Annotated in this window: 27 protein-coding genes, 1 tRNA gene and 1 other RNA gene; 11 read left to right on the top strand and 18 right to left on the bottom strand. The window is 70.6% G+C overall.

Translation table 11 applies throughout. From position 1 onward, the window contains the following. Positions 1 to 38: 38 nt before the first annotated feature. The 3 genes from AC5Y43_RS20340 to AC5Y43_RS20350 are packed head-to-tail and all read right to left on the bottom strand — an operon-like array spanning position 39 to position 1,915. On the bottom strand, positions 39 to 1,016 hold the full coding sequence (locus tag AC5Y43_RS20340; RefSeq protein ID WP_499975404.1) for an SDR family NAD(P)-dependent oxidoreductase: 978 nt from the start codon (positions 1,014 to 1,016) through the stop codon (positions 39 to 41). Between the two features lie 30 nt (positions 1,017 to 1,046). Next, positions 1,047 to 1,745, bottom strand: coding sequence for a cutinase family protein (locus AC5Y43_RS20345; RefSeq protein ID WP_499975408.1), 699 nt, complete (start codon positions 1,743 to 1,745; stop codon positions 1,047 to 1,049). Beyond that, positions 1,742 to 1,915 (bottom strand): CsbD family protein, encoded by a 174-nt coding sequence (locus AC5Y43_RS20350; RefSeq protein WP_499975409.1) that lies wholly within the window; start codon positions 1,913 to 1,915, stop codon positions 1,742 to 1,744. The genes AC5Y43_RS20345 and AC5Y43_RS20350 overlap by 4 nt, the downstream gene beginning before the upstream one ends. A gap of 83 nt (positions 1,916 to 1,998) precedes the next feature. Between AC5Y43_RS20350 and AC5Y43_RS20355 the strand changes: the two genes are divergently transcribed. Both AC5Y43_RS20355 and lipL read left to right on the top strand, forming a co-directional pair. Beyond that, positions 1,999 to 2,151, top strand: coding sequence for a hypothetical protein (locus AC5Y43_RS20355; protein ID WP_499975690.1), 153 nt, complete (start codon positions 1,999 to 2,001; stop codon positions 2,149 to 2,151). A gap of 25 nt (positions 2,152 to 2,176) precedes the next feature. Further along, on the top strand, positions 2,177 to 3,442 hold the full coding sequence (lipL, locus tag AC5Y43_RS20360) for an esterase/beta-lactamase LipL (protein ID WP_499975659.1): 1,266 nt from the start codon (positions 2,177 to 2,179) through the stop codon (positions 3,440 to 3,442). 1 nt (position 3,443) lies between these two features. On the opposite strand, the gene AC5Y43_RS20365 is transcribed toward lipL, so the two are convergent. From AC5Y43_RS20365 to AC5Y43_RS20375, 3 genes are read right to left on the bottom strand one after another with little or no spacing between them, the layout of a single operon-like run. Next, positions 3,444 to 4,499, bottom strand: coding sequence for an NAD(P)H-dependent amine dehydrogenase family protein (locus tag AC5Y43_RS20365; RefSeq protein ID WP_499975411.1), 1,056 nt, complete (start codon positions 4,497 to 4,499; stop codon positions 3,444 to 3,446). A gap of 38 nt (positions 4,500 to 4,537) precedes the next feature. Continuing rightward, positions 4,538 to 5,680 carry a hypothetical protein gene (locus AC5Y43_RS20370; RefSeq protein ID WP_499975412.1) on the bottom strand — a complete coding sequence of 381 codons (1,143 nt, stop codon included), beginning with the start codon at positions 5,678 to 5,680 and terminating at the stop codon, positions 4,538 to 4,540. After that, positions 5,677 to 6,996, bottom strand: a complete 1,320-nt coding sequence (locus tag AC5Y43_RS20375) for a hypothetical protein (RefSeq protein WP_499975413.1) — start codon at positions 6,994 to 6,996, stop codon at positions 5,677 to 5,679. The genes AC5Y43_RS20370 and AC5Y43_RS20375 overlap by 4 nt, the downstream gene beginning before the upstream one ends. An 83-nt stretch (positions 6,997 to 7,079) precedes the next feature. Here AC5Y43_RS20375 and AC5Y43_RS20380 point away from each other — a divergent pair, with 83 nt between their 5' ends. Next, the gene (locus AC5Y43_RS20380; protein WP_499975415.1) at positions 7,080 to 7,400 is read left to right on the top strand and encodes a hypothetical protein; all 321 of its coding nucleotides are present in this window, start codon (positions 7,080 to 7,082) and stop codon (positions 7,398 to 7,400) included. Here the strand turns inward: AC5Y43_RS20380 and AC5Y43_RS20385 are convergent. The 3 genes from AC5Y43_RS20385 to AC5Y43_RS20395 all read right to left on the bottom strand — a co-directional run bounded on the left by AC5Y43_RS20385 (position 7,372) and on the right by AC5Y43_RS20395 (position 10,987). After that, complete coding sequence (locus tag AC5Y43_RS20385) at positions 7,372 to 8,703, bottom strand: CHAT domain-containing protein (protein ID WP_499975417.1); 1,332 nt, start codon at positions 8,701 to 8,703, stop codon at positions 7,372 to 7,374. The two genes, AC5Y43_RS20380 and AC5Y43_RS20385, sit on opposite strands and share 29 nt — an antisense overlap. Continuing rightward, positions 8,700 to 10,412, bottom strand: coding sequence for an ATP-binding protein (locus tag AC5Y43_RS20390; protein WP_499975418.1), 1,713 nt, complete (start codon positions 10,410 to 10,412; stop codon positions 8,700 to 8,702). The genes AC5Y43_RS20385 and AC5Y43_RS20390 overlap by 4 nt, the downstream gene beginning before the upstream one ends. A gap of 95 nt (positions 10,413 to 10,507) precedes the next feature. Beyond that, positions 10,508 to 10,987: a lipoprotein LpqH gene (locus AC5Y43_RS20395; protein ID WP_499975419.1), complete on the bottom strand. Its 480-nt coding sequence runs from the start codon at positions 10,985 to 10,987 to the stop codon at positions 10,508 to 10,510. 129 nt (positions 10,988 to 11,116) lie between these two features. Here AC5Y43_RS20395 and AC5Y43_RS20400 point away from each other — a divergent pair, with 129 nt between their 5' ends. Next, positions 11,117 to 11,848, top strand: a complete 732-nt coding sequence (locus tag AC5Y43_RS20400) for an enoyl-CoA hydratase/isomerase family protein (protein ID WP_499975660.1) — start codon at positions 11,117 to 11,119, stop codon at positions 11,846 to 11,848. Positions 11,849 to 11,855: 7 nt separating this feature from the next. Here AC5Y43_RS20400 and lucA read toward each other — a convergent pair whose 3' ends face one another. Beyond that, on the bottom strand, positions 11,856 to 12,686 hold the full coding sequence (lucA, locus tag AC5Y43_RS20405; RefSeq protein ID WP_499975420.1) for a lipid uptake coordinator LucA: 831 nt from the start codon (positions 12,684 to 12,686) through the stop codon (positions 11,856 to 11,858). A 57-nt stretch (positions 12,687 to 12,743) separates the two neighbouring features. Further along, positions 12,744 to 12,832, bottom strand: a tRNA-Ser gene (locus AC5Y43_RS20410). 53 nt (positions 12,833 to 12,885) lie between these two features. Between AC5Y43_RS20410 and ffs the strand changes: the two genes are divergently transcribed. From ffs to AC5Y43_RS20425, 3 genes are all read left to right on the top strand, one after another. Then, positions 12,886 to 12,980, top strand: an RNA gene (gene ffs / locus AC5Y43_RS20415) — signal recognition particle sRNA small type. Between the two features lie 114 nt (positions 12,981 to 13,094). Next, the gene (locus tag AC5Y43_RS20420) at positions 13,095 to 14,393 is read left to right on the top strand and encodes an aspartate aminotransferase type Ic (protein WP_499975422.1); all 1,299 of its coding nucleotides are present in this window, start codon (positions 13,095 to 13,097) and stop codon (positions 14,391 to 14,393) included. Positions 14,394 to 14,493: 100 nt separating this feature from the next. After that, complete coding sequence (locus AC5Y43_RS20425; protein WP_499975423.1) at positions 14,494 to 16,257, top strand: DNA polymerase III subunits gamma/tau; 1,764 nt, start codon at positions 14,494 to 14,496, stop codon at positions 16,255 to 16,257. Between the two features lie 84 nt (positions 16,258 to 16,341). On the opposite strand, the gene AC5Y43_RS20430 is transcribed toward AC5Y43_RS20425, so the two are convergent. Next, on the bottom strand, positions 16,342 to 17,661 hold the full coding sequence (locus AC5Y43_RS20430; protein ID WP_499975424.1) for a class I SAM-dependent methyltransferase: 1,320 nt from the start codon (positions 17,659 to 17,661) through the stop codon (positions 16,342 to 16,344). After that, positions 17,658 to 19,001: an FAD-binding oxidoreductase gene (locus AC5Y43_RS20435; RefSeq protein WP_499975426.1), complete on the bottom strand. Its 1,344-nt coding sequence runs from the start codon at positions 18,999 to 19,001 to the stop codon at positions 17,658 to 17,660. Before AC5Y43_RS20435 ends, AC5Y43_RS20430 begins: the two co-directional genes overlap by 4 nt. Positions 19,002 to 19,128: 127 nt before the next feature. On the opposite strand from AC5Y43_RS20435, the gene AC5Y43_RS20440 reads away from it, so the two are divergent. Then, the gene (locus AC5Y43_RS20440; RefSeq protein ID WP_499975427.1) at positions 19,129 to 19,566 is read left to right on the top strand and encodes an SRPBCC family protein; all 438 of its coding nucleotides are present in this window, start codon (positions 19,129 to 19,131) and stop codon (positions 19,564 to 19,566) included. Here the strand turns inward: AC5Y43_RS20440 and AC5Y43_RS20445 are convergent. Next, positions 19,563 to 20,336 carry an Rv3717 family N-acetylmuramoyl-L-alanine amidase gene (locus tag AC5Y43_RS20445; RefSeq protein ID WP_499975428.1) on the bottom strand — a complete coding sequence of 258 codons (774 nt, stop codon included), beginning with the start codon at positions 20,334 to 20,336 and terminating at the stop codon, positions 19,563 to 19,565. The two genes, AC5Y43_RS20440 and AC5Y43_RS20445, sit on opposite strands and share 4 nt — an antisense overlap. A 98-nt stretch (positions 20,337 to 20,434) precedes the next feature. Here AC5Y43_RS20445 and AC5Y43_RS20450 point away from each other — a divergent pair, with 98 nt between their 5' ends. Then, positions 20,435 to 20,788, top strand: coding sequence for a YbaB/EbfC family nucleoid-associated protein (locus AC5Y43_RS20450; protein ID WP_499975429.1), 354 nt, complete (start codon positions 20,435 to 20,437; stop codon positions 20,786 to 20,788). A 13-nt stretch (positions 20,789 to 20,801) separates the two neighbouring features. Then, the gene (gene recR, locus AC5Y43_RS20455; RefSeq protein ID WP_499975430.1) at positions 20,802 to 21,413 is read left to right on the top strand and encodes a recombination mediator RecR; all 612 of its coding nucleotides are present in this window, start codon (positions 20,802 to 20,804) and stop codon (positions 21,411 to 21,413) included. Positions 21,414 to 21,419: 6 nt separating this feature from the next. On the opposite strand, the gene AC5Y43_RS20460 is transcribed toward recR, so the two are convergent. The 3 genes from AC5Y43_RS20460 to AC5Y43_RS20470 are packed head-to-tail and all read right to left on the bottom strand — an operon-like array spanning position 21,420 to position 24,043. After that, on the bottom strand, positions 21,420 to 22,055 hold the full coding sequence (locus AC5Y43_RS20460) for a C39 family peptidase (protein WP_499975431.1): 636 nt from the start codon (positions 22,053 to 22,055) through the stop codon (positions 21,420 to 21,422). A 58-nt stretch (positions 22,056 to 22,113) separates the two neighbouring features. Next, positions 22,114 to 22,821: a type 1 glutamine amidotransferase gene (locus tag AC5Y43_RS20465; protein WP_499975433.1), complete on the bottom strand. Its 708-nt coding sequence runs from the start codon at positions 22,819 to 22,821 to the stop codon at positions 22,114 to 22,116. Continuing rightward, positions 22,814 to 24,043 carry a Mur ligase family protein gene (locus AC5Y43_RS20470; RefSeq protein ID WP_499975435.1) on the bottom strand — a complete coding sequence of 410 codons (1,230 nt, stop codon included), beginning with the start codon at positions 24,041 to 24,043 and terminating at the stop codon, positions 22,814 to 22,816. Before AC5Y43_RS20470 ends, AC5Y43_RS20465 begins: the two co-directional genes overlap by 8 nt. Positions 24,044 to 24,130: 87 nt before the next feature. Here AC5Y43_RS20470 and AC5Y43_RS20475 point away from each other — a divergent pair, with 87 nt between their 5' ends. Then, positions 24,131 to 25,123 carry a DEDDh family exonuclease gene (locus AC5Y43_RS20475; protein ID WP_499975437.1) on the top strand — a complete coding sequence of 331 codons (993 nt, stop codon included), beginning with the start codon at positions 24,131 to 24,133 and terminating at the stop codon, positions 25,121 to 25,123. A gap of 3 nt (positions 25,124 to 25,126) precedes the next feature. On the opposite strand, the gene leuA is transcribed toward AC5Y43_RS20475, so the two are convergent. Continuing rightward, positions 25,127 to 26,926 carry a 2-isopropylmalate synthase gene (gene leuA, locus AC5Y43_RS20480; RefSeq protein WP_499975663.1) on the bottom strand — a complete coding sequence of 600 codons (1,800 nt, stop codon included), beginning with the start codon at positions 26,924 to 26,926 and terminating at the stop codon, positions 25,127 to 25,129. Positions 26,927 to 26,948: the final 22 nt, after the last annotated feature.

Here is a 26,948-nt window from a genome sequence, read left to right on the forward strand (position 1 = left end):
TCTCCCGAGTGGCGGCGTCGGCAGTTGCACTCTCGCGGCTAAAGATTGAGTGCCTCGAACGTGTCGGCCACGGTTTCGCGCGGGTCCCGATAGGTGATGCCGAGCTCGCGCTCGCTGGGCGAGTCGTCGGACGCCGGCATCTGCGTGTAGTACTGCATCCCCGCCGACGTGAACGGGGTGTCGAAGGGCAGGAATCGGCCCGCCCGGTCCAGCACCGCCCCCGCGACGCGCAGCGCGGTGTCGGGGATGGGCACCGCGACCATCGGCGTGCCGGCGACCTGGCCGAGCATGGTCGCGAGCTCGGCCGCGGGCACCCGGTGCCCGCCCGCGGTGTAGCGGCGCGGCCCGCGCCCCGGCTCCAGCAGCGCGGCGTGCAACGCGGCGAGGTCGCGGACGTCGACGACCAGCCATGCCGCGCTGCGCCCCGGGATCGCGTGCATCTGCAGCGCCGCCTTGACGCCCTCGCCGGCCTCCCCGAACTGGTCGCCGACCGGCGGGCCCAGCACCATGCCGGGGTAAGTGATGTTCACCGGCGCGCCCGCGTCCTGCAGGCCGCGGGCGTAGATCTCGACCTGCGCCTTGGACGTGCCGTACCCGTCGGCCCCGCCGACCACCGGCAGATCCGCCGTCAGCGTCTCGAGACCCGGGTGGAACAGCGCCGTGAAGCTCGACACGTGAACGATCGGGTCCAGGCCCAGCTCGACGGACTGCCCGAGGACGTTCTGCGCACCCTGCATGTTGGTGGTCAGCATCTCGTTGGTCTGGCGGGGGTCGACGGCGACCAGGGCGGCGCTGTGCACCACCGCGTCGCAGCCGCGCAGGGCCTCGCGCACCGACACGCGGTCCGTGATGTCGCCGACGGCGAAGTCGGAGACGTCGACGCCCAGCTTGGCCACGGAGGTCTGCAGCCGATCGGGATTTCGGACCAGAAACCGGATGGAGTGCCCGGCGTCGGCGATGGCCTTCGCGGTCCATCCGCCGACGAACCCGGTGCCACCCGTGACGAGAACGCGCATGCTGCGATTCTGCTGTATTTCGCCGAAGGACTACAGGTGGGTCGCCGCGTAGGTCGCGGCCTCGCCGGTCATGCCGTTGGCGACGTACGCGGTGTGCGCGGCGGGATTGCCGCCGTCACCGCAGATCGGGTCGCCGGCGGCGCACAGCTCAAGGGTCTTGGGCTGATACAGCGGGCCGATGACGAGCTGGGGCGCGTGGTATTTGTCTAGAAAATCACCCGACGGCGTCCCGAACAGCGTGACCGCGGCGACATGCTTCGCGACATCCGCCGGCATGGGCGGGGGCACCGCCGATGCGGGCACGCCCGGCGGTATCGACGCCGAGGTGACGAAGCCGGCCACGGCCGCGCCCTGCGAGTAGCCGCCGAGCACCTCCTTGGTGTTCGGGCAGTTCGCCGCCATGGATTCGATGTGATTGCCGGCGTCGCGGATGCCGTCGATGACGGTGACCGGGAAGTCCGGATTCTGGAAGTCGGCGCTGGCTTGATAGCTGACCGGATACACGCTCAGCGACCGGCCGCCGAGCTGCTCGCGCAACGCGTCGACGAACGCTCCGCCGATGCCGCCGACGCCGGGCGGCTCGCCGGTGCCGCGGGCGAACACCACCTCGACGTCGGGGCACGGCTCGGCGGACGCCGCGGGCACGCCGAATGGGGCGGCGGTGCACAACGTCCCCGTCACCGCCGCCGCCAATGCCGTCGCGAGCCGGCGCACCCCGTGCAGCCTCACTTCTTGAACGCGTCCTTCACCTTCTCGCCTGCGTCCTTGAGGCTGGACTTCGCCTGGTCCGCCCGGCCCTCGTTGCGGGTATCGGCGTCGCCGGTGGTCTTGCCGATGGCCTCCTTGGCCCGGCCGCCGAGGTCCTCGATCTTGTTCTTCACCTTGTCCGTGCCGCTCATGGCTCCTACCCTCCTGCCGGTTTGGTGTGCTGGATGTAACTACCCTCCGGCGGGCGATCGCGAAACCAGCCATGATGGATCCCGTGAGCACCGCGATTGTGGTGGCGGTAGTGGTGGTGCTGATGCTGCTGGGCCTGGCCATGGTGGCCAACCAGCTCATTCGGCTGAGGAAGTGGCTCAACGCCGCGCCCCCGGACCCGGCGCCCGGCGACGACGTCCCGCGGCCGCCGGACTGATAACTTCACTGTCGTGGCACCGAACATGCTGGTCACCGACGACGGCTTGCCACGCGGTGTGTCCGGGGCCGCCGACCCGCGGTTCGCCAACGTCGTCCGGCTGTTCTCGCGGCTGTTCCCCGGCCGCCGGTTCGGCGGCGGGGCGCTGAGCGTCTACATCGACGGCGTGCCCGTCGTCGATGTCTGGACTGGGTGGTCGGACCGCTCCGGCGCCCAGCGCTGGACCGCCGACACCGGCGCGATGGTGTTCTCGGCGACCAAGGGTGTCGCGTCGACGGTGATCCACCGGCTGGCCGATCGTGGCCTGCTGTCCTACGACGAACCGGTCGCCGCGTACTGGCCGGAATTCGCGGCCAACGGCAAGGAAGAGATCACGGTTCGCGACGTCCTGCGGCACCGATCGGGGTTGTCGCACCTGAAGGGCGTCACCAAGGCGGAGCTGATGGACCACCTCCTCATGGAGGAGCGCCTGGCCGCCGCGCCCGTCGACCACCTGCGCGGGGTGCAGGCCTATCACGCGCTGACCTACGGCTGGCTGCTGTCCGGGCTGGCCCGGGCGGTGACGGGCAAGGGCATGCGGGAGCTGATCCGTCAGGAAATCGCGCGCCCGCTGGGCACCGACGGCCTGCACCTGGGTCGTCCGCCCGAAGGCGCGCCGACGCGGGCGGCGCAGATCCTGATACCGCAGGGGAAGCTGCGCGCCCCGGTGTTCAACTTCATCGCGCCGAAGCTGGCCGGCCTGCCCTTCTCGGGCGCGATCGGGGCGATGTACTTCCCGGGCGTCATATCGCTCGTCAAGGGGGAGACCCCGTTTTTGGACGGCGAGGTGCCCGCGGCCAACGGCGTGGTGACCGGCCGCGGCCTGGCCAAGATGTATGCCGTGCTGGCCAACGGGGGCCGCATCGACGGCAAGAAGTATCTGTCGCCGGAGCTGGCCCGCGGGCTGACCGGGGAACCGCGACGCAAGTGGCCCGACGCAAACATGGTGGTGCCCATGCCTTTTCATCTGGGCTACCACGAGTCGCCGGTCCCGGGTCTGCTCAAGGGTTTCGGGCACGTCGGCCTGGGCGGCACCCTCGGCTGGGCCGATCCCGAAACCGGCAGCGCCTTCGGGTTCGTCCACAACCGGCTGCTGACCCCGCTGCTGTTCGACATGGGATCGTTCGCCGGCTTGGCCGGTCCGCTGCGCAACGCCATCGAGGCCGCCCGTCACCAGGGTCCGCTCGAGGTGCCGCGACTGGGCGCGCCGTATGCAAAACCCGCTCGGCGCGCCGCGCCCGCGCGGGGTTAGCTCACGTCTTGACGAAGCCGCGCGAGATCGTCAGCGGCAGATCGGCGTAGGTGGCGATGCCGGGCGCCGCGGCGACGACGGCCGGGATCGCGTTGATGGGCGGTATCGCCGTCATGATGTGACCGAGGTCCATGAACTCCTCGATCGTGGTGGCCTCGAAATACGGCGGCGGCAGGAAGCCGACCTTGGTGGTCACCGTGGGCTGCCCGTCGACCTGGATGACCCAGCCGTCCTGTTCGATCTTCCAGTCGGGGTCGAGCGTCTGCCCCTTGCGCCAACGGACATTGAGGTCGATGACGGTCTTGTCGCCGACGATTCCCTGCCAGCTGATGTAGGTGCCGGCCACGCAGCCCGCGGGGATGGTCCAGGACGCCATCTCGAGATCCGCGGTGGTTTGGGCGAACTCGGCCACGCACCGCACGTCGTCGAGCTCGACGCCCAGCGCGTCGGCCACCAGCCGGACGGCCTCGCCGAAGATCGCCGTCCCCTTGGCGGCCATCTGCGGCAGCTCGGGGTGGTCGATCGGCTGGCCGAAGCCGACGGGCTTCTCGGTTTCCGGTGAATCGTAGAAGGTGGTGTCGGCGGCCTCATTGACGGTGACCTTGTCGATCCGGTTGCACACCATGGCGGACACGATCGCCAGCAGCTCGGCGAAGCCGGGGCTGACGCCGGATCCGAAGATCGTCGAGCCGCCCTTCTGGCAGGCCTCGAGGATGCGGTCGCGGCCCTCGCCGAGGTTGTGTCCGGTGATGAACGACGCCGTGGTCACCACGTTGACGCCGGCGGACAGGATGCGCACCAGCTCGTCGACGTCGATCCACATCGGGTTGTAGACCACGCAGTCGGGTTTGAGGCCGAGCAGCTCGTCGACGTCGTTGGTCGCCGCCACCCCGGTGGGCGCGATCCCGACGAGCTCGCCGGCATCACGGCCGACCTTGTCGGGCGACCACGCGAAACATCCCACCAGTTCGAGGGTGGGGTTGGCGACGATCGATTTGAGGGAGCTCTTGCCGACGTTCCCGGTGTTCCACTGAACTACGCGATAGCTGTTTGGCACTCGCTCAGCATAGGGAATGACGCGGGTTCTTAGTAGGCCTAATAGGCAGATTCTGAGGCGAGGATCTCGGCCAGGAACGCGTCGTCGGCCGGGCGGTCCAGACGGGAGCGCGCCCACCGGCGGATCCGCCCCCGCGTTTCGCGGGCCTCGGAGGCCGGAGACGTTTGAGCGCCGACGACCACCTCGCAGGCCGCCGACCAATCGTGGTTCCACGCCGCCGCTTCCGTCACGGGCCGCTGCTGGCCGTCGACCAGGGGCAGGGTCGCGCGACCGTCGGAGTCCAGGGGGCCGGCGCCGCTGATGGCTCCGGCGCGCAGGCGCACCGCGACGCCGGTGGCCGGGTCGGGCCCGATGATCGCAACCCGCACGACGGCGGCGACCGCAGTGCCCGTCTTCTCGATGCTCCAGTCGACGGTGTCCTCAGCCGCGTCGAAGATGCCCGGCGGCACGGTGCTCCAGTCGATGGACGCGGTGCCCCGCGCGATCGGGACGGCGCCCCCGGGGTTCGCCGGCCCGCCGGCGGCCAGCGCGTAGTCGTCGCGCCGTCCGCCCGGGCGGGCCAGTTCGGTGACGTTTGCCGAATCGTCCACGGCCGCATGCAATTCCGGCCAGCCGGCGGCGTCCACACCGGCCTCGTCGGCGAGCCCGGCGCCGGCGCGCACCAGCTCGAGGACCCGGGGATCGGCGTCCCGCAGGTGCGCGGCCAGGGCTGCGGCGTGCGGCGCCAGCAGCTCTACCACGTCCGAATCCAGGGTGTCGTCGGTGAAATAGACCTGCGCGCCCGAGGTCAGCAGCGCGACCTCGGTGTCGAGCAGCGCAGGGTCCAGTCCCGCGATCCCGTCGCGCAGGCTGGCCGGCCACCACCGCCGCAGCCAGTGGCCGACGGCCAGCCGCCGCAGCGGACCGATCGCGTCCGGCACGATGTCGACGCCGGCGAGCTCGACGGCGCGTGGCGGTTCGGCTGCGAGCGCGGAGGTCAGCGCCACGTGGCCGGCTTCGCCGAACACACGCCAGAGCCAGTCCGCGCGTGCGTGATCGGTGAAGGTGATCGTGGGTGGGCCCGGTGGCTCGTCGATCGCCCAAGACAGCACGGCGCCGCTGACTTCCAGCACCGCGGCCAGCGGCGTCTCGGCGGCGGCGGGTCCGGTGGTCCAGAGTCCGGAGTCGGCGGCCAACCTCATCCGGCCACCTTCAATTCCAGCATCGACTTGATGCGTTGCCGGTGATCGAGGCTCACCGACCGCGCCACGCCCTCGAGCAGGGAGCGCACCTCGTCGACGTCGTCGCACGGCTCCTGCCAGACGTCGCGCCCGTGCAGCCGCGCCCACAGCCGGCTCAGGTAGGGCTGCGCGTATGCGGCGAGGTCGTCGACCACCTGCCGCTGGCGCGGGTGGACGGGCCCGCCGTCGGCCAGATAGCGCCGGGCATGCAGCACGTAGGCCTCCTTACGCAGCCGGGCCTGGATCTGCGCGGCCAGCGCGTAGCGGCTGGACGCGGTCGGGTCGAGCGGCGCGAGCTCGACGGCCACCTCGATGCCGGCCACCAGGGTGGCCTGTTTGTCCTCGCTCAGCAGACCCCAGGGCGCGGCGCAGCGGTCGACCTCCTCCTCGCAGAGCATCGGGATGTCGGGCAGCGCGTCACGGTCCAGCGCGCGCCGCAGCGTCGCGCGCACCCGGTCCACCACGCTGCGGTCCAGCGGGCGATCGCCGTCGGATCCGCCGGCGATGCCCGGCTGCCGTTGCGGTTCAACCGAACTCAGACCCAGGTGCATGATCGACCACGGCAGCCCGGCGGCCTGCATGCGTGCCGCCGCGCCCAGGTTGTACGGGGCCGCGTCGGCGACCGCGGCCGACCAGGCCCGCTGCCGGGCCACGGCGGCGCGATGGCCGTTGGCGGTCCCGAGCACCGTGGCGAGCTCGGTCAGGAAGGGGGCGGTGTCGGTCGTCCGGGCCGTCACGTCGCGCCAGCTGCGGTCGAGCTGGTCGGCCAGCCGGCCGACGACGTCCCGGCTCGCCACGTACCGGTGCAACACCTCGATCGCGGTGCGGTCGCGGCCTTGGTGGACGTCCGCGAGCACCGCGGCCGCCGTCTCGCTATCCTGTGGCGCCGGAGGGCCTTTCGTCACCGCGAGCTCGAAGCACACCGGGAAGTACAACTCCTGGGCGTTGCCGCTGCGGATCCGCTGCCTGCGGCGTTCGAGCTTGAGCGTGTCGAACCATGCTGCGGCGGAACGCAGTTCGTGCGCGCTCCCGACGATCAGGTCGCGCATCGCCGCCGCCGTCTCCGGTGCGACGACGGGCGCCGAATATTGCGGGTTGGATCGCAGCCGCAGCACCAGCGGGTCGATAATCCGTTTGACGGTGCGGGTCAAGGGGCCGCCGTCGTCACTGCTGAGCACCTCGACGCCGGGACCGATCGCGCGCCACGCCCGGTCGATCACCAGCCGGCGCGGGTGACCCACCGTTACGGCCGTCGCCACCTGCGAATCCGCGCTCATCGGGACAGAATAGGGGCATCGCCGGTAAATCGGGAGCCGAAAAGTTGGGTTCGGTAGCCGGTCCGCGGTTGCAGCCTGGTGGCATGAAGAAGCTCATCAAGCTGGCGTCGGGGGCCTCATTCGGGCGGCGTCAGGTCCCGGCCGGCCCGGCCGTCGGGGTCGGTACGGTGCGCACCGCCGGCACCGGGCGTCAGGTTGTCGTCGAGGTGGTCGCCGTCTCGGGCGAGACCTTCATCGGGAAACTGTCGCGTTTCGAGGACGATCCGGACGTGCCGCTACTGCGGCCCGGGCTCGTCGTCCTGGTGGTATTCGATCCCGCTGCCCCCGAGGAACTCTCGCTGCCCAGAGACGAGGAGGCCGTGCCGGCGGCGAGCGCTATCGCGCCCCGTCTACCGCGAAACTGACCAGGGCGCCCCAATACAGGGGACTGGCGGCGGCGTCACCGTCGCGCCAGCGCCGCAATTGGGCGCGCTGCCACCGATTCACCGCGCGTCCAGCGTCGGCGCCGTCGTGCGCGTCGTCCACGGCGACAACGACATCGGACATCGGATCGGCCTGGTCGCCCGCGAACCGGCCGTAGGCCGCCGCGGTGGGCAGCGACCACAGGGTGGCGGTCACCAGTTGCGCGCCGCCCAGGATCATCGCCGCCACCAGGCCGGTCGCCTCGTCGAATTGATAGTCACCGCCCGACCCGCACGCTAGCAGGGCGACCCGCGGCGGGATGGGCCATTGCGACGCCATCAGGTCCGACGCGGTCAGCGGGCGGTGATCGCCGAGCGCCTCGGGGATGCCCGGAATTCCGGCCGTGCAGGCCAGGTGCAGCGCGGCCCGGTCGGCCCGGCCGTGCGCGGAGCTGGCGTGCCCGACGTACAGCAGCCGGCTCGGGGCCTGCGCCAGCTGCTCGGCCAGCCAGATGCGGTCGGCATCGGCGCGGCGGAACAACTCGACCGCGTCACCGACCTGCGGCAGCACCGTGCGGCGCTCCATCAGCGCGCCGAAGTGCAGCGCCAATTGCGTTTGCGGGGAAGGCCTGCCGAGGACCGAGCCCAGCGCGGAGTCCGGGCGCTGGCCCGGCACCCGGGGGTCGAGGACCAGCACCGGTGGTCCGTCGCGGCGGGTCTCCCAGCTTGCGGGCGCGCGGCGGGAGTTCACGATATTGGCCGGCGCGACCATCAGCACGTCGACGAGTTCCATCAGCCGATGGCCGTCGGTCAACTCGCCCATATCGCCCAGCCGCCAGGGGATTTGGGCCGCCGCCCGGCCGCTGGCGGTGATCGCGTCCTGGCGGGCGCGCACCAGTTCCTCTTTGCTCGGACCGGATTTAGGCATCGCCAGCAGCCCCCACGGCACCCGCGCCAGCCGCGCGCTGGGCGAGACGAACAGCGACGCGCGCGGTGACGACGTGAACTCCGCCAGCAGCTGCCACCCGCGGGTGTCGATCAGCAGGACGCCGAGGATGTAGGCGATCGTGAGTTCGCTGTCCGGCGCCGCGAAAGGTCCTGTGGCCAAGGCGCGTTCGATGGCGTCACGCGGACTCTCCGAGCCGTGGGGCTCGGGCAGGGACGCCGCGAGTTCCTGCAGGGCGGCGAGTAGGATCGGCTCCTCTATCACCCAGTTGACGGTCTTCGACGGTTGGCCGACCACCCGCAGGCTGGCGTAGGTTGCGATGCCCAGGTCGGCGTACCGCAGCACCAAGGTCTCGGTCATGGCCAGGTGCGCCAGGCGGGTTCGGGGGAGGTGACGGCACGGCCGTAGCGTTCGAATGCCAGTTCGCGGTAGTGGCTCATGATGGGCGGGCTGTCGGGCTGCATCTGCAACGGCGGCAGCGGACCGAGCCGGGTCAGCGAACCGCCGGCGCGCGCCGGCGGGCCGCCCGCCGCCAGGGCCGGGGCCGGCTCTGTGGCCGGTTGCGAGTCGGCGTCGATGAGCACGGCCGCCGGGGCCGCGGACGCCCATTCGCCGATCGCGGGCCGCTGCAGCTCGGTGTCGAAAGTCCCGCGCGCGCTGTGGTATTCGACCAGCTCGCTGATCAGTTGGGTGTTCTCCCATTCCCACGCGACGGCGAAGGCACCGGCCAAGATCGGCGCCGAAATGCTTTTCGCCCACCGCGATCTCGCGTCGGCGTCGGCGATCGAATACCGCACCGAGTCGACCGCCAGCGCGGCCGGCACCTTGAGCTCGGCGGCCTGCTCGAGCTTGGTCATCGCGCGCCGGTACTCGGGCGTGCCGACCTCGCCGGTCAGGATGCCGAGCCCCTCCGCCTGCCGCGCCTCGGTTTCCTGCAGCGTCTCTTCGGGATCGCCCGAACTGTCGAAGCCGAGGTCCGCCAGGGCATCCGCGCGCCAGACGGTGCCGAGATGGCTGTCGAGCTGCGCGTACTGCAGCCAGCTGCTGCGCGGCGACGAGTCGAGGAGTTCCCGGGCCTGGGCGATCAGCTCGACGGCTTCGGCAAAGCGACTCCAAAATATCGCTATCCAGCTGCGCTGCAACAGTATCCGGTGCAGCGGCAACGGCTTGCCCAGCTCGCGCCAGAGCCGCTCGGCATGCTCCCAACACTCGTCGGCGGCTTCCAGCGCACCGGATCCCAGCCGGGTGAGTCCCAGAAACAGCCAGCAGCGAGCGGTGTCGTGCGCGCGGGCGTAGGCCGCGATGACGGGCTGGGCCTCGGACACCAGCTGCTCGGTCGTCGCGTGGTCGCCGACCGACCAGCACGCCGCCGCGCGCTCCAATTGCGTTCTCGCGTTTGCCAATTCCCAGCCCCGCGCCTGCGCCCTGGCCCCGGCGCGGCGCAACCAGAGGTCGGCCTCGGGCAATCGCCCGGTCTCGACGCAGAACCTGCCGTACGCGGTGCCCGCCGTCACCAGGAGGTGATCGGCGAGTTCGCCGCCTTGCCGGAACCGGTCCAGCCCGGCAAGCGCCTGCTCCCACAACGGGACCGAGTTGACGTGCAGGTCGTCGTCGCAGAGCGCGCTCGCGCACAAGACGCGGGCGGAGCCGCACAAATATGCGTGCTCGTCGGCGAGGTCGCCGGGCGCCGTGTCGGATTCGGCGTCGCACAATGCCGTCAGCGCGGCCGCGGCGCCCTCGTGATCGCCCAGCGCCGCGGCCAGGCCCACCTGGAGAAACTGTGCGCGTCGCGAGAATCGGTGGGTCATGTGCGCCGTGTCGGGGTCGGACACCATGCCCGCGTAGCGCTCCACGCAGTCGCGGATACGCCGGATGGATTCGCGCACCCCGTCGTACTGCCCGCGCGCGAGATAGATCTCGCCAAGCTGCGCAAGGACTTCCAGCATCAAGTCGTCGCGGTCTTCGCGCTCGATGCGCGGCACCAGCGACAGCAGCAGATCCCGGGCGTGCGCCTCGTCGGCGGCGAAAGCCAGCCGCCGGGCGTTGTCCAATTCGCCGGGGATCGACACGGCTGCATCATAAGTCGGCTGTCGTGCAGACGGAGACGAACCGCGGCGGCGGACGCGTGAGTGAAGGCACGCCCGCCGCCCCGGCGTTCGGTCGATCAACCGCAAGTCACCTTGATGTTGAAGTCCTTGGTGACCATTCCGGCCATCGGGTTCTTCAGGTCGGCGCCCTGCGCCTGGCCGGTGATGGTGTAGGTCTTGCCGTCCACCGTCACGTCGGCCGAACCGACTTTCGCGCCCATGCCGTTGCTGACCGACAAGGCGTTGCCGTCGACCACCAGGGCCAGCGACTCGACCTTCGGGGTGGGCTCGTCGGTCATGACCACGGCCAGCGCCTGCTGGGGTCCCGCGGCGCCGCTGCCGATGTCGATCTTGCCGCCGGTGCGGACGCAGGTCACCGAGGAGGGGTTCAGGCCCGCCAGGTCGTTGCCGCCCACCTTGACCTGCGCCGCCGTGCCACCCGCGGCGCTGGGCGCCGGGCTCGAAGCCGGGGCGGCCGTGTGGCCCCCGCTCGAGCAGCCCACCAGCGCCGCGGCGCAGCCGAGGGTTCCTATCGCACCCGCGAGGAGACGTTTCACTGCAGTTCCTTCCTTCATGCGCCGCCCCGGTGGCGCCGCCATGGGCGCAAGTACAGACCCGCCGCGCCGCTACCGATCCCAAACTTCGGCCAGCTCGGGTGGGGTCGTTATCGTGTCAGCGTGATCGAGATGGAGGCCGTCGGCGCGGTGCGGGTGCTGACACTGTCGTCCGGGCGCGTCAACGCCATGGATGTCGAGCTGTTGACCGAGCTGACCGACGCGATCGGCGAGCTGCGTCGCTCCGGGGCCGGCCCGCTCGTCGTCACCGGCGCCGGCCGCGCGTTGAGCGCGGGCGTGGAACTCAACCGCGTCGTCGACGGGGGCGCGGACTACACCGACCGGCTGGTGCCCGCGCTGTCCGCGGCGTTCGAGGCGGTGTTCACCTACCCGGGGCCGACGGTGGCCGCGATCAACGGGGCGGCCGTCGCGGGCGGCTGCGTGCTGGCCTGCGCCTGCGATCGGCGGCTGATCGGCGCCGAGGCGCAGATCGGGGCGTCGGAGGTCCGCGTCGGCGTGGCGTTTCCGGTCGCCGCGCTCGAGGTGATGCGCCACGCCTGCGGCGACCGCGCCGAGGAGGTGTTGCTGGGCGGCCGCCTCTACCGCGGGGACGAGGCGATCGCCCACGGGCTCGCCCACCGCGTCGTCGCCGACGACCTGGTAGGGGCGGCGGTGGCGGAGGCGGCCGACCTCGGGGGCATCCCGGCCGACGCGTATCGGCACACCAAAGGACAGCTGCGCGCCCCCGCGCTGGCGCGGATCCGCGAGGGCGGCACCATCGACGACGAGGTGCGCCGGCTGTGGGGTGCGGCCGAGACGCAGCGGCGCATCGCCGACTACGTCGAAAGCCTGCGGCGCCGCTGAATCCGGGTCACTCGTCGAGCGCGACGCCGCCTCGGGTGCGCCTGCGCCGCATCCGGTGTGAGCCCTTGCCCGTCGGGCGGCGGTTTTGCAGGCCGCCCCGGGCCTCGTCGGCGGCTTCGGTCGCCTCGGCGTCTTCTTCCGAGCTCGCCGTCGGCGCCTCTTCGGTCGGCGCCTCGGGCTCGGGCTCTTCCGCGACGACGGTCTCTCCGGTCTCTTCAGTCTCTTCGGGAGACTCTTCAGTCTCTTCGGGAGACTCTTCGGATTCCTCGGTCTTTTCTTCGGCCGCGGCGCCTTCCGGGGCCTCTTCGGCCGCGACTTCTTCGGCTTCTTCGCCCTCGTCGCCCTTCTTGCCGCGCAGGCCGCGCCGCTTGGGCTGTTTTTCCTTCTTCGGCTTGATCGGTTTCGGCGGCGGCGGGGGCAACTCGGCGACGAACGACAGATAAAACGCGAAGAACCCGAGCAGCCCGATCGCGGCGGCGGCGCCGTAGACGCCGAACAACCACTGCCCGAAGGTGTCCAGGCTGAGCCACAGCTCGCTGATCGCGGTGCCGATGATCAGCACCCCGGAAAGCACGTGGGCCACGATCGACCAGACCCGCATCGACAGGGCCAGCTGCGGGGTGCCCAGCTCGGGCTTGCGGGTGCGCAGCAGCGTGAACACCACGGGCAGCGCGGCCAGGCTCAGCAGCGCGCCCGCCACGATCCGCAGCGTCGTCCCCAACGAATGCTTGGTGTCACCCATCAGCTCAGGCCAGCGGGGCAACACGAACAAGAAGTAGAGGAAACCGGCGGCGATCGAGAACAACGCGTGCCAAGGTATGGCGACCTTGCGCCCCATACGCCTCCTCATGCTGGTGGTGAGCTGCCCGACGCGAGCCCGAACAAGCCCCCTGCTTGGCGGAGGATGCGGGATTTGAACCCGCGAGGGCTATTAACCCAACCCGCGTTCCAGGCGAGCGCCATAGGCCACTAGGCGAATCCTCCGTGGCCATGGTAACCGAGTGTCCAGCCGGCGCCGCCGGTTGCCGTACACTCGCCATGGACCCCGCGCGGCGTCTATCCTGTGAACTCCCCCAGGGCCGGAAGGCAGCAAGGGTCAATGGGCTCTGTCGGGTGCGCGGGGTCCCCTAGGTTGGATGGGTGGCGACCCGTTGCGCCCGGCACCGCCGGGCTTGCGATCGCCACCAGGTTAGGTTGGGGCCAGGCCGGCCCGGAATTCCGCAAACGTTCGACAGCGAGAGGGCCCATGGCGTCGTTCGATTCCCTCAGCCCGGACGAGCTGGCCGTGGCGCACGCCCGCAACCAGCAGGGCTACGCGGAGCTGCAATCCAAGAAGCTGGCGCTGGATCTGACTCGCGGCAAACCGGCCCCCGAACAGCTGGACCTGTCCAACGCGCTGCTGAGCCTGCCCGGCGACGCCTACCGCGACGCCGAGGGCACCGACACCCGCAACTACGGCGGCCTGCACGGCCTGCCGGAACTGCGGGCGATCTTCGGGGAGCTGCTGGGGATTCCGGTGCAAAACCTGATCGCCGGCAACAACTCCAGTCTCGAGCTGATGCACGATCTCGTCGTCTTCTCGCTGCTGTACGGCGGGGTGGACTCGCCGCGGCCCTGGAAAGACGAACCGACCGTCAAGTTCCTGTGCCCGGTGCCCGGCTACGACCGCCACTTCGCCATCACCGAGACGATGGGCATCGAGATGATCCCGGTCCCGACGCTGCCCGACGGGCCGGACGTCGACCTGATCGAAGAGCTCGTCGCCGCCGACCCGGCGATCAAGGGCATGTGGTCGGTGCCGGTGTTCGGCAACCCGACCGGCATCACCTACTCCTGGGAGACGACCCGCCGGCTCATGCAGATGCGGACCGCGGCGCCCGACTTCCGGCTGTTCTGGGACAACGCCTACGCGGTGCACACCCTGACGCACGACTTCATCCGCCAGGTCGACGTGCTCGGGCTGGCGGCCACGGCCGGCAACCCCAACCGGCCCTACATCCTCGCGTCCACCTCCAAAATCACCTTCGCCGGCGCGGGCGTCAGCTTCTTCGGCGGGTCGCTGGGCAACATCGCCTGGTACCTGCAATACGCGGCGAAGAAGTCGATCGGCCCGGACAAGGTCAACCAGCTGCGGCACCTGCGTTTGTTCGGCGACGCTGACGGGGTGCGCCTGCACATGCAGCGCCACCAGCAGATCCTGGCACCGAAGTTCGCGCTGACGGCCGAGATTCTGGACCAGCGGCTCGGCGACTCCAAGATCGCGTCGTGGACCGAGCCCAAGGGCGGCTACTTCATCAGCCTCGACGTGCTGCCCGGCACGGCGCGCCGGACCGTCGCTTTGGCCAAGGACGCCGGCATCGCGGTGACCGAGGCCGGCGCGACGTTCCCGTACCGAAAAGACCCGGACGACAAGAACATCCGGATCGCGCCCACCTTCCCGTCGCTGCCGGATCTGCGTGACGCGGTCGACGGGCTGGCGACCTGCGCGCTGCTCGCGGCATCGGAGTCGCTGCTGGCGTCCCCGGCGGCCGACGTTCGGGTTTGACTCTGCCCTGGTGGCGCGAAAGTGCGAGTGGCCCGCGCCCTGAGCGCAGAGTGAACGCCAGCCGCGCTCTCGTCACCGGTGCTGGGTAGCCTGGCTGACCGTGGCCCTCTACCGCAAATACCGACCGGCAACCTTCGCCGAGGTGGTGGGGCAGGAGCACGTCACCGAGCCGCTGTCGATCGCCCTGGAAGCCGGGCGGATCAACCACGCCTACCTGTTTTCCGGGCCCCGCGGCTGCGGGAAGACCTCGTCGGCGCGGATTCTGGCCCGCTCGCTGAACTGTGCGCAGGGGCCGACGGCCAGCCCGTGCGGGGTCTGCGAGTCCTGCGTCGCGCTGGCGCCCAACGCGCCCGGCAGCATCGACGTGGTGGAGCTCGACGCCGCCAGCCACGGCGGCGTGGACGACACCCGCGAGCTGCGCGACCGGGCGTTCTACGCGCCCGCGCAGTCGCGCTACCGGGTGTTCATCGTCGACGAGGCGCACATGGTGACCACCGCGGGGTTCAACGCGCTGCTCAAGATCGTCGAGGAACCGCCCGAGCACCTGATCTTCATCTTCGCCACCACCGAACCGGAGAAGGTGCTGCCGACGATCCGGTCGCGCACTCATCACTACCCGTTCCGGCTGCTGCCGCCGCGCACCATGCGGGCGCTGATCGGGCGCATCTGCGAGCAGGAGGGCGTCGACGTCGACGACGCGGTGTACCCGCTGGTGATCCGCGCCGGCGGGGGATCACCGCGCGACACCCTCTCGGTGCTGGACCAGCTGCTGGCCGGCTCCGAGGGCGGGCACGTGACCTACCAGCGCGCGCTGGGCCTGTTGGGCGCCACCGACGTCGCGCTGATCGACGACGCCGTCGACGCGCTGGCCGCATCGGATGCCGCAGCGTTGTTCGGTGCGATCGAATCGGTGATCGACGCCGGCCACGACCCACGGCGCTTCGCCACCGATCTGCTGGAGCGGTTCCGCGATCTCATTGTGCTGCAAGCGGTTCCGGATGCGGTGAGCCGCGGCGTGGTGGATGCGCCCGAGGACGTGCTGGACCGGATGCGCGAGCAGGCCGCGCGCATCGGCGCGGCCACGCTGACCCGCTACGCCGAGGTGGTGCAGGCGGGGCTGGGCGAGATGCGGGGCGCGACGGCGCCGCGCCTGCTGCTCGAAGTGGTCTGCGCGCGACTGTTGTTGCCGTCGGCCAGCGACGCCGAGTCGGCGCTGCTGCAGCGCGTCGAGCGGATCGAGGCCCGGCTGGGCGTGTCCCTCCCCGATAGCGACGCGCCCCCGCCACGGCCGGCCGCGGCCCCCGTGCGGCCCCGCCGCGAGGTGGCACCTAAGGTCGCCGAGCCCGAGCCCGAGCCCGAGCCCGCGCCCGCGCCGGAACCCGAAACGCCCGCTGCGCCAGGGGAACTCAACGCCGCGTCGGTTCGGAGCATGTGGCCGACCGTGCGCGACAAGGTGCGCCAGCGCAGCCGCACCACCGAGGTGATGCTGGCCGGCGCCACGGTCCGCGCGATCGACGGCGACACGCTGGTGCTGACCCACGCGTCGGCTCCGCTGGCCAAGCGGCTGTGCGAACAGCGCAACGCCGACGTCATCGCCGAGGCGCTCAAGGACGCGCTGGGGGTGAACTGGCGGGTGCGCTGTGAGGTCGGCGCGGGTGAGCCCGCCCCGATTACCCCGGCACCCGCCCGGCAGGAGGCGCCCCCGGACGAGCCGGCCGCCGACTCGGCTCGGCGGGACGAAGAGGAACACATGCTTGCCGAGGCCGGGCGCACCGAGGCGTCGGCTCCGCGGCGCGATCCCGAAGAGGTCGCACTCGAGCTGTTGCAGAACGAGTTGGGCGCGCGCCGTATCGACGGAGCCTGACCGGCCGCCGCGAGAGTGCATCTGCCGACGGCGCTTCTCGGGATACGTGTTGCCAGTTGCACTTTCGCGAATAGCCGGGCAGACCTACGGCGTCCACCACGGCCGCAGGGGCAGGCCGTCGTCGCCGCGGACGTCGACGTTCGCCGCCAGCACGTGATGCAGCTGCAGGTTGTTCTTCTCGAACGCCACCCGCGAGGCCGCCATGTACAAGCCCCACACCTTGGCCGTCGCCAGGCCGACCTCGCCGACCGCTTCCTCCCAGTGCTCGACCAGGTTGCGGCACCAGTCGCGCAGGGTCATCGCGTAGTGATGGCGGAAGTTCTCCTCGTGCAGCACCTCGAAACCGGCGTCCTGGATGTCGGTGACGATGCGGCCCGAGCCCGTCAGCTCCCCGTCCGGGAACACGTAGCGGTCGGTGAACCCGCCGGCGAACGGGGTCGACTTGTTGTCGTGGCGCGTGATGCAGTGGTTGAGCAGCAGGCCGCCGGTGCGCAGCTTGGACTTCAGGAAGCCGAAGTACCCCGGGTAGTTCTTGACGCCGATGTGCTCGGTCAGGCCGATGGAGGACACGGCGTCGAAGTCGGCCTCCGCGATGTCGCGATAGTCGGAGTGCCGCACCTCGGCAAGGCCGGTCAGTCCGTCGTCGGCGATCGCTTGGCGCGCCCAGGCCGCCTGCTCGGCCGACAGGGTGGCGCCGATCGCGCGGACGCCGCGCCGGGCCGCGTAACGCACCATGCCTCCCCAGCCGCAGCCGACGTCGAGCAGCCGGTCGCCGGGCTGCAGCCGCAGCTTGTCGAAGATCAGCCGGTACTTGTTCTCCTGGGCCTGCTCGAGGGTCGCTTCGGCGTCGGGATAGACCGCGCAGGTGTAGGTCATCGACGGGCCGAGCACCCATTCGTAGAAGGTGTTGGAGACGTCGTAGTGGTGGTGGATGGCCTCGGCGTCGCGGGTCTTGCTGTGCACGACGCCCGCGGCAACGCGCCGCCACCGCGGCGGGGCCTCCTCCGGGGGCGGGGCGACGGGCAGCAGATGCTCGAGGCCGATGGAGCGGACCACGCTGGCGAGCATCCGCGCCGACGGCCGCTTGAACTCGACCCGGTCGGTCAGCGTCTTGAGCAGCGGGTAGGGGTCGCCGGGGTGGACGCCGTACGTCTGCAGGTCACCCGAGACGTACGCGCGGGCCAGGCCGAGTTCGCCGGGTGCCGTGGCCAGGTAGGTGGCGCCGCGGGGGCTGCGCAGGTCCAGGCCCAGCGCGGCGTCCTCGCTGCCCGCGCAGCTGCCGTCGTATGCGGTGAACTTCAGCGGTTGCCGTCCGGTCGCGGTGAACAGCTCCAGGATCTCCGCCATACTCAACTTGCCGCCGGGGCGGGACGTCGCGTGATGGGGCTCTTTTACTACTGTCATCGCCGTTGCACCGCCTTCGCATAGAGGTCGAGGAGCCGAGAATCCGGGTCGTAGGTCTTCTTGGCCGTCTTGTAAGCCTCCCCGCCGTAGAGCTCGTCAAACTCCTCGCGGGTGTAGAAGGAGTCCGAGTACAGCGACTTGTGCCCGTCGAGTTCGCTCACCTTCGCCTCGATCGCCCGATTCGTGACGCCCTCAGAGCTACCCGCCGGCACCGATGACCAAAACCCGATGTTGACGTAGGTGTGGTCCGGACGCATCGGATACAGCGGCCAGCCGTCGTGATCGCGCAGCCGCAACGGGCACAACCAGATGGGTGTGATGGGCACGTTGTCCAGGAACCACTCCAAAAACGCGCAGGTCCGCTCGACCGGCACCTCGACGTCCTGGACTACCCTTTCGCGCGGCGGGCGGCCGTTCCGCTTCTCGATCCGGTCGGCGATGCCGAAACGGTGGTCGAGGGCGACGAGCTTCCAGTAGACGCTGCTGCGCCGGTAGCGGCGCGGCCACCAGCGCCGCAGCCGCGGGTCCTGCGCGCCGAACGCGCGCGAGCACCAAAACCAGTCGGTGTCCCAGCGCCACAGGTAGTCGTGGATCGTCAGCCGGTCGTCCTTGGCGGCCTCCGTGGCTTTCGGCCCGGCCGCCTCGTGCCGGATGGATTGGTAGTAAATGTTTTTCCCGGTGTAATCGCTGACCGGGCCCGGGTTGGCGGTGCGCCGGCCCACGCACAGGTAGCTTTCGTCGGCGCTGAACACCACGCCGTCCAGATAATCCACCGGGGTTCCGCCGTGCCCGCCGGTATCGATGATGCGCTCGGCCGCCGCAACCAGCTCGGGCACCGAATGGAACCGGACGTGGCGCAGTGCCACGAACGGCGCGACGGGCTCTAGCTCGATCCGAAGCCGCGTCGAATACCCCAGCGTCCCATAGGAATTGGGAAACGCACGGAACAGTTCGGGGTGCTCGGTGCGTGAGGCGGTGAGCAATTCCCCTGCGCCGGTGAGGATGTCCATCTCCAGCACCGACTCGTGTGGCAGGCCGTTGCGGAACGACGCCGACTCGATACCCAGGCCACTGACCGCACCGCCGAGCGTGATGGTCTTCAGCTGCGGGACCACCAACGGCGACAGGCCGTAGGGAAGGGTCGCGGCGACCAGGTCCTCGTAGGTGCACATGCCGGCGACGTCGGCGGTGCGCGCGTCGGGATCCACCGAGAGGACACCGGTCAGTCCGGACGTATCCAGCCCGCGCGCATCGTGTTTGGCGCGGGCGCGGAACAGGTTTGAGGTCGGCTTGGCGAGGCGAACGGCGGACGTTGCCGGAATGGATCGATAGCTCGCCATCAACCGGTCAACGCCCGCTGCATGAGCGGAGAGTGCAGATCCAGGGACAGGCACCACATATACCCTAGTCTTCGAAAACAGCCCGTGCACCCGCGCGCGGGGGGATCAACACGAGGAGTCGCGCCCGATGGGCCAGGTGAGCGCAGCCAGCACGATCTTGATCAACGCCGAGCCCGAGGCCACGCTCGCCGCGGTCGCGGACTATCAGCGCGTGCGCCCGAAGATCCTGTCCCAGCAGTACAGCGAGTACCAGGTGGTGCAGGGCGGGCAGGGGGCCGGGACGGTCGCCCGGTGGAAGCTGCAGGCCACCAAGTCGCGGGTGCGCGACGTGCGCGTCGACGTGGACGTGGCCGGCCACACCGTCATCGAAAAGGACGCGAACTCGTCCATGGTCACCAACTGGACCGTCGCGCCCGCCGGACCGGGCTCCAGCGTCACGGTGAAGACCACCTGGGCCGGGGCGGGCGGAGTCAAGGGCTTCTTCGAAAAGACCTTTGCGCCCTTGGGGCTGAAGAAGATTCAGTCCGAGGTGTTGGCGAACCTGAAGCAGGAACTGGAAAGTTAGCGCGCCTGGCCCTGGGTGGCCAGGAAGCCCGCGACGCCGCGGACGAGGGCGTCGGCGTATTTCTGCCGGCCCTCGGGTGACTCCATCAGCGCCGAGTCCGCGGGGTTCTTCATGTTGCCGCACTCGACGAGGACCGACGGATACTGTGCGAGGTTCAACCCGGCGAGGTCCGAACGGCCGTACAGGCCGCTCTGGCCGATGTAGTTGGCGGGCGGGATGCCCGAGGCCTGCATCTGGTCACGCATGATCCGGGCGTACTGCACCGAGGGTCCGGCCTGCGCCTGGTTGAGCGGTGGCGCCGAGTAGTTGACGTGGAATCCCCGCCCCGACGCCGGCCCGCCGTCGGCGTGGATGCTCAGGATCGCGTTGGGGCGCATCGCGTTGGCGGCGTTGGCGCGCGCGTCCACGCACGGCCCCAGCCCGGTGTCGTTGCCGCGCGCCATGGCGGTCCGCACGCCCAGGGCGTTCAGCTCGGCGCGGACCCGCAGGGCGGTGTCCCAGGTGAACGTGTGCTCGGGGTATCCGGCGTTGCTCGTCGTCCCGCTGGCCTGGCAGTCCTTGGTGCCGCCGCGCCCGGTGGGCACCTGACGGTTGATCGAGGCGTCGTTGGCGCCGTTGTGGCCGGGGTCGATGAACACGACCATGCCGGCGATGTTGGACGGGACCGCCCACGCTGCCGGGGCCGGCGTCGGCGCGATTGCCGTGGCAGCGGCGACCAGCGCACCGACCGCCAATTTGATTCCGACACGCGTGCTCGCTCGTAGGTCCACGGCGCAAAGGTAACGTCGCGCGGTCTACGCTGGGGGTTTCGAATCGCCCGGCACACACAGGCGAAACCAACTCGAGACCGAGATGCAAGGGGATTGTCATGCAACCCGGAGGCGACATGTCGGCGCTGCTCGCCCAGGCGCAGCAGATGCAGCAGAAGCTACTGGAAGCCCAGCACCAGCTCGCCAACTCCGAGGTTCATGGACAGGCCGGTGGCGGCCTGGTGGAGGTCGTCGTCAAGGGCAGCGGCGAGGTGGTCGCGGTGAAGATCGATCCCAAGGTCGTCGACCCCGGGGACATCGAAACGTTGCAGGACTTGATCGTCGGCGCCATGGGCGACGCGTCGTCGCAGGTCACGAAGATGGCGCAGGAGCGCCTCGGCGCCCTGGCCGGTGGCATGGGCGGCCCGCCGGCCCCACCGCCGGCGCCCCCGACGCAGATGCCGGGGCTGTAAACGTCAGGCCGACATGTTCGAGGGACCTGTCCAGGATCTGATCGACGAGCTCGGCAAGCTGCCGGGCATCGGACCCAAGAGCGCGCAGCGGATCGCGTTTCACTTGCTGTCGGTCGAGCCGCCCGACATCGACCGGCTGACCGCGGTGCTGGCGAAGGTCCGCGACGGCGTGCGGTTCTGCGCGGTGTGCGGCAACGTCTCCGACGACGAGCGGTGCCGCATCTGCGCCGATCCGCGCCGGGACGGGTCGTTGGTGTGTGTCGTCGAGGAGCCGAAGGACATCCAGGCCGTCGAGCGCACCCGCGAATTCCGCGGCCGCTACCACGTGCTGGGCGGCGCGCTGGACCCGCTGTCGGGGGTGGGTCCCGAACAGTTGCGCATCCGTGAACTGCTGAGCCGCATCGGTGAGCGCGTCGACGACGTGGACATCACCGAGGTCATCATCGCCACCGACCCCAACACCGAGGGCGAGGCGACCGCCACCTACCTGGTCCGGATGCTGCGCGACATCCCCGGGCTGACCGTGACCCGGATCGCGTCCGGGCTGCCGATGGGCGGCGACCTGGAATTCGCCGACGAGCTGACCCTGGGCCGAGCGCTGACCGGCCGCCGGGCGATGGTCTGACGCTCGTCACCGCGTCACCCTGGTTATCACGGCGAAGTTGTCGCTGGTTTTCCACGCCGCTTCGAAGGTGTCGATCCGAACCTGCTCGTCGCGGCCGGCCCTGATGCCGCTGTCGTTGAGGTGCACCACGCCGGCTCGGGCGTCGATGCCGATGACGACCACGAAGTGGTTCTCCCGGGAGCGGTCGCCGGGCTCGTCCCAGATGGTCTTGTCGTTGAGCCCGACGATCACCTTGCGCCCCTGGTCCAGATCCTGCGCGAGGGCGTCGAGGGTGGTGTGCACCCCGGCGGCAGCGACGCCGTAATGCGCGAGCAGCACCGGCAGGTCGGCGTTCTTGGTGTTGCCGGCGGGCCGGTAGATCGGCCCGGGGTGGCTCACGCTCGGGATGCCGGCAGCCACGCCGGTGATCTCCTCCTCGGTGGGCTCGTGGCCGGTGACCTGGCCGACGACATCGGCCACCGCCATCTCCCCGCAGTCCTTGTCCTGCTGTTGGTAGCGCCAAAACGGCGCGGCGGCGGCCGGGTCGCCGTGCATCCCGACGGCCGCGTCGGCCGTCGCCGCGAATCCCACCGCCGAGCCGACGGCCGCGCTCAGGAGCGCCGCGAGTCCCGCCGCGGCGACGATCGTTCTGCAATTGCCCATGGGCCAAAGGCTGGGCCCAGGCCCTCTGCGGATCCTTGACGAAACCTTGGCGCGCAGCTCAGCGGGCGGCGAGGCGCTCGCGGCGCAGTTGGTCCACCTCGGGCAGCTCCAGCGGCGGCAGCTCGCCGGCCACCTTGGCCAGCAGCAGGTCGGCCAGTTCCGGGTTGCGGGCCAGGCACGGGCCGTGCATGTAGGTCGCGACCACGCTGCCCTGCACCACGCCGTCGAATCCGTCCCCGGCCCGGTTGCCCGCGCCCTTGACCACCGCACTCAACGGCGCCGCCGCGGCTCCCAAAACGGTTCCGCCCCGGTGGTTTTCGAAGCCGGTGAGCCGCTGGGTCAGGCCGGGCAACAGCGGCTGGCCGACCAGCTCGCCGATGGCCCGCGCGTCCTGCGGGGACGTCGTCGCGTCCAGTATGCCGACGCCGTCGACGCGTTCCCCCGACGACGTCTCGTACCAGAGCCCCAGCACCTGTACGGCCGCGCAGATCGCCAGCACGGGCGCGCCGCGGTTCGCGGCGCGCTGCAGGCCAGGGTGGCGGATCAGGTGTCGGGTGGCCAGCCGCTGGGCGTAGTCCTCGGCCCCGCCCAGCGTGTACAGATCCAGCGACTCGGGCACCGGATCGGCCAGCGTGATCTCGACGATCTCGGCCGCGATGCCGCGCAGGCGCAGCCGTTGGCGCAGCACCACGGCGTTGCCGCCGTCGCCGTAGGTGCCCATCACGTCGGGCAACACCAGCCCGATCCGCACTGCCGACTCAGCCATGGCGCGCCAATGCCCGCTGCAACTGCAAAAACGCGGTGTAGTTGGCGACGACCTCCACCCGCCCGGGCGGGCACGACGCGATGGCCGCGACGGTGTCGTGCACCAGGGCGTGCTCGACTCCCGCGTAGCCGAGGCGCACCGCCAGGTCGGTGCCGCGCTCGCCGGCGGCCACCACGGTCGTGCCTTCGAAGTGCTCGAAGCGCACGTCCCACAGCCAGGACAGGTCCTCGCCGTCGGGCACCTGCCCGTTGACCGCGATGACCACCCCGGCCGCATCCTTGTTCACCATCGACAGCGCCTCGTGCCAGCCGGCCGGGTTCTTGGCCAGCAGGATCCGGGCCTCGTGCTGGCCCACGCGGACGCTGCGGTAGCGCCCCGCGACCTCGTCGACGCTGGACACGGCCGCCACGGCTTTCACCGGGTCCGCGCCGAGCGCGACGGCGGCGGCCACGGCCTGCGCGGCGTTGCCGCGGTTCACCGCGCCCGGCAGCGCCAGCCGCATCGGCAGGGCCAGCCCATCAGGCCCATACAGCGTGCGATCGTCGAACCACCACTGCGGGCTGGGCCGCTTGAAATCCGCGCCGGTGGAATACCAATGCTCCTGCTCGCGGACGATGACCTCGCCGCTGCGCGGGCAGCTGACCGAGTCGTTGGCCCAGGCGCCGCCCGCGGCCACCCACACCACGTGGGCGCTGTCGTAGGCGGCGGAGGTCATCAGAATGTCGTCGCAGTTGGCGACGACGACCGCGTTCGGATGCCGGGCCAGGCCGGCCCGCAGCGTGCGTTCGATGATGTTGATCTCGCCGACCCGGTCCAGCTGATCGCGCGACAGGTTGAGCAGGACGAGCACGCGGGGTTCGACGGCATCGGAGACGTGCGGCACGTGCATCTCGTCGACCTCCAGGGCCGCCAGATCGGCGCGCCGGCCGGCGGCCAGCGCGGCAACCAGGCCGGCGTCCATGTTGGCGCCCTCGGCGTTGGTCGCCACCGGTCCGAGCGTGCTCAGTGCGGCCGCGGTCATGCGGGTCGTGGTCGACTTGCCGTTGGTGCCGGTGACGATGACGGTGCGCCGGCCCGCCCCGAGCTGCCGAAGGACCGAGCGGTCCAGGGTCATCGCGACCAGCCCGCCGATCATCGCCCCGGCGCCGCGCCCGGTGACCCGCGACGCCCAGCGCGCGCTCGCGCCGGCGGCGAGTGCCAGACGCGCCCGGGTGGTAACCACCCGCGCAGTTTAAGGGGCATCGGGTTAAGTCCCGACACGACGCCGCAGCGACCCGGCGATGTCGGTCCGGCATGCCATCCTCAGCGTATGAACGCGGTGTCCTGGGGTCGTCCGGCCACCGAGCCGGGCGCGGGCTGGGCCGTCATCGACGTCGAGACCTCGGGCTTTCGCCCGGGCCAGGCCCGGATCATCAGCGTCGCGGCGCTCGGCCTCGACGCCAACGGCCGGGTCGAGCAGTCCGTGGTCAGCCTGCTCAACCCGGGCGTCGACCCCGGCCCCACCCACGTACACGGCCTGACCGCGGCCATGCTCGAGGATCAGCCGCAGTTCGCCGACATCGTCGACGACCTGGTCGAAGTGCTGCGCGGCCGCACGCTGGTGGCGCACAACGTCTCCTTCGACTACGCGTTTTTGGCCGCGGAGGCCGAGCTCGCCGAGGCCGTGCTGCCCATCGACGACGTGATGTGCACCGTCGAGCTGGCGCGGCGCCTGGACCTCGGGGTCGACAACCTGCGGCTCGAAACGCTCGCCGCACACTGGGGCGTGATCCAGGAGCGCCCGCACGACGCCTTCGACGACGCGCTCGTGCTGACCGGCGTGCTGGAGTCGGCGCTGCAGCGGGCGCGCGAGCGCGACATCTGGCTACCGGTGCATCCGGTGACGCGGCGCCAGTGGCCCAACGGGCGGATCACGCACGACGAGCTGCGCCCGCTGAAGGTGCTGGCCTCGCGGATGCCGTGCCCCTACCTCAACCCGGGGCCCTACGTCCGGGGCCGGCCGCTGATCCAGGGCATGCGGGTGGCGCTGGCCGCCGAGGTGCGGCGCACCCACGAGGAGCTCGTCGAGCGGATCCTGCACGCGGGGCTGGCCTACAGCGACGTCGTGGACGGCGAGACCTCGCTGGTGGTCTGCAACGAGTCCGCCCCCGGGCAGGGCAAGGGCTATCACGCCCTGCGGCTGGGGGTGCCGGTGGTCTCCGACGCGCAGTTCATGGACGGCGTCGGCACCGTCGCCGGCGGCACCAGCATGGAGGAATTCGCCGACGCAACGGCGGCGGACCAGCAGCTGGCGCTGTTCTGACCGCTATCGGGAGGCCCGGTTGACCGCCGACACCACCGCCCGCAGCGACGCGGCCGTGATCGACGGCGCGATGCCGACGCCCCATACCGTGCGCCCGCCGACCGACGCTTCGATGTAGGCCGCCGCCTGCGCGTCGTCGCCGGCGCTCATCGCGTGCTCGGAGTAATCCAGGACGGCGACCTCGAAGCCGACGTGGCCCAGCGCGTCGACGAACGCGGCGAGCGGGCCGTTGCCGGCGCCGCTGATTTCCGTCTCCGCGCCGTCGATCTTGACGGTCGCGGCGATGGTCGTGACGCCGTCGTCGTCCGAGGCGTCGACGCGCTGCTTGATCCGCTCGAGCGGGCGCACCGGGGCCAGGTACTCCTCGGAGAACGCGTCCCACATCTCCTTCGGCGAGACCTCGCCGCCCTCACCATCGGCGATCTTCTGGATCACCTGGGAGAACTCGATCTGCAGCCGTCGCGGCAGCGCCAGGCCGTGGTCGGCCTTCATGATGTAGGCCACCCCGCCCTTGCCCGACTGCGAGTTGACCCGGATCACCGCCTCGTAGGTGCGCCCGACGTCCTTGGGGTCGATCGGCAGGTACGGCACCTGCCAGAGCATGTCGTCCATGTCGGTGTCGGCGGCGTCGGCGTCGAACTTCATCGCGTCGAGGCCCTTGTTGATGGCGTCCTGGTGGCTGCCGGAGAACGCCGTGTAGACCAGGTCGCCGCCGTAGGGGTGACGCTCGGGCACCGGCAGCTGGTTGCAGTACTCGACGGTGCGGCGGATCTCGTCGATGTTGGAGAAGTCGATCTGGGGGTCCACGCCGCGGGAGAACAGGTTGAGCCCCAATGTCACCAGGCAGACGTTGCCGGTGCGCTCCCCGTTGCCGAACAGGCAGCCCTCGATCCGGTCGGCGCCGGCCTGGTAGCCCAATTCGGCTGCGGCGACAGCGGTTCCGCGGTCGTTGTGCGGGTGCAGGCTCAGGATGACCGACTCCCGGTTCGCCAGGTTGCGGCTCATCCATTCGATGGAGTCGGCGTAGACGTTGGGCGTCGCCATCTCCACGGTGGCGGGCAGGTTGAAGATGATCGGGTTGTCCGGGGTGGGCCCGATGATGTCGCCGACCGCGTCGCACACCTGCTTGGCGTATTCGAGTTCGGTGCCGGTGTAGGACTCCGGCGAATATTCGAACCGCCAGCGCGTGCCGGGGTGTTTGGCGGCCTCCTCGACGCACTTGTGCGCGCCGTCGGTCGCGATGGCCTGCACCGCGGCCCGGTCGGCGCGGAACACCACGCGGCGCTGCAGGATCGACGTCGAGTTATAGAAGTGCACGATGGCCCGCGGCGCGCCGTCGCACGCCTCGAAGGTGCGCTCGATCAGTTCTGGCCGGCACTGGGTCAGCACCTGGATGGTGACGTCGTCGGGAATGGCGCCGTCGGCGATGATCTCGCGGACGAAGTCGAAGTCGGTCTGGCTGGCCGACGGGAATCCGACCTCGATCTCCTTGTAGCCCATCCGGACCAGCAGGTCGAACATGCGGCGCTTGCGGGCCGGGCTCATGGGGTCGATCAGCGCCTGGTTGCCGTCGCGCAGGTCCACCGCGCACCACAGCGGCGCGCGGGTGGTGACCCGGTCGGGCCAGGTGCGGTCGGCGACCCGGACGGGCTCGACCTCCTCGGCGAACGGCCGGTACCGGTGGACCGGCATCGACGAGCCCCGCTGGGGATTCCACGCGGGCTGGCCGGGCCCGAGCGGTCCGGCGGGCTTCACAACGGCGCGCGCTGACGTATAGGCGTCGGGGCTGAAAGACTCAGGAATGGTGTTCACGGTAGTTGCTCCG

It is taken from the genome of Mycobacterium sp. NGS57 (assembly GCF_059812405.1).

Bases quoted from the DNA above. Each gene is read 5' to 3' on its own strand.
- AC5Y43_RS20340 (WP_499975404.1), bottom strand. From the start codon at position 1,016: ATGCGCGTTCTCGTCACGGGTGGCACCGGGTTCGTCGGCGGATGGACC.
- AC5Y43_RS20350 (WP_499975409.1), bottom strand. From the start codon at position 1,915: ATGAGCGGCACGGACAAGGTGAAGAACAAGATCGAGGACCTCGGCGGC.
- lipL (WP_499975659.1), top strand. From the start codon at position 2,177: ATGCTGGTCACCGACGACGGCTTGCCACGCGGTGTGTCCGGGGCCGCC.
- AC5Y43_RS20370 (WP_499975412.1), bottom strand. From the start codon at position 5,680: ATGAGGTTGGCCGCCGACTCCGGACTCTGGACCACCGGACCCGCCGCC.
- AC5Y43_RS20375 (WP_499975413.1), bottom strand. From the start codon at position 6,996: ATGAGCGCGGATTCGCAGGTGGCGACGGCCGTAACGGTGGGTCACCCG.
- AC5Y43_RS20380 (WP_499975415.1), top strand. From the start codon at position 7,080: ATGAAGAAGCTCATCAAGCTGGCGTCGGGGGCCTCATTCGGGCGGCGT.
- AC5Y43_RS20385 (WP_499975417.1), bottom strand. From the start codon at position 8,703: ATGACCGAGACCTTGGTGCTGCGGTACGCCGACCTGGGCATCGCAACC.
- AC5Y43_RS20400 (WP_499975660.1), top strand. From the start codon at position 11,117: ATGGAGGCCGTCGGCGCGGTGCGGGTGCTGACACTGTCGTCCGGGCGC.
- lucA (WP_499975420.1), bottom strand. From the start codon at position 12,686: ATGGGGCGCAAGGTCGCCATACCTTGGCACGCGTTGTTCTCGATCGCC.
- AC5Y43_RS20420 (WP_499975422.1), top strand. From the start codon at position 13,095: ATGGCGTCGTTCGATTCCCTCAGCCCGGACGAGCTGGCCGTGGCGCAC.
- AC5Y43_RS20430 (WP_499975424.1), bottom strand. From the start codon at position 17,661: ATGACAGTAGTAAAAGAGCCCCATCACGCGACGTCCCGCCCCGGCGGC.
- AC5Y43_RS20435 (WP_499975426.1), bottom strand. From the start codon at position 19,001: ATGGCGAGCTATCGATCCATTCCGGCAACGTCCGCCGTTCGCCTCGCC.
- AC5Y43_RS20440 (WP_499975427.1), top strand. From the start codon at position 19,129: ATGGGCCAGGTGAGCGCAGCCAGCACGATCTTGATCAACGCCGAGCCC.
- AC5Y43_RS20450 (WP_499975429.1), top strand. From the start codon at position 20,435: ATGCAACCCGGAGGCGACATGTCGGCGCTGCTCGCCCAGGCGCAGCAG.
- recR (WP_499975430.1), top strand. From the start codon at position 20,802: ATGTTCGAGGGACCTGTCCAGGATCTGATCGACGAGCTCGGCAAGCTG.
- AC5Y43_RS20460 (WP_499975431.1), bottom strand. From the start codon at position 22,055: ATGGGCAATTGCAGAACGATCGTCGCCGCGGCGGGACTCGCGGCGCTC.
- AC5Y43_RS20465 (WP_499975433.1), bottom strand. From the start codon at position 22,821: ATGGCTGAGTCGGCAGTGCGGATCGGGCTGGTGTTGCCCGACGTGATG.
- AC5Y43_RS20475 (WP_499975437.1), top strand. From the start codon at position 24,131: ATGAACGCGGTGTCCTGGGGTCGTCCGGCCACCGAGCCGGGCGCGGGC.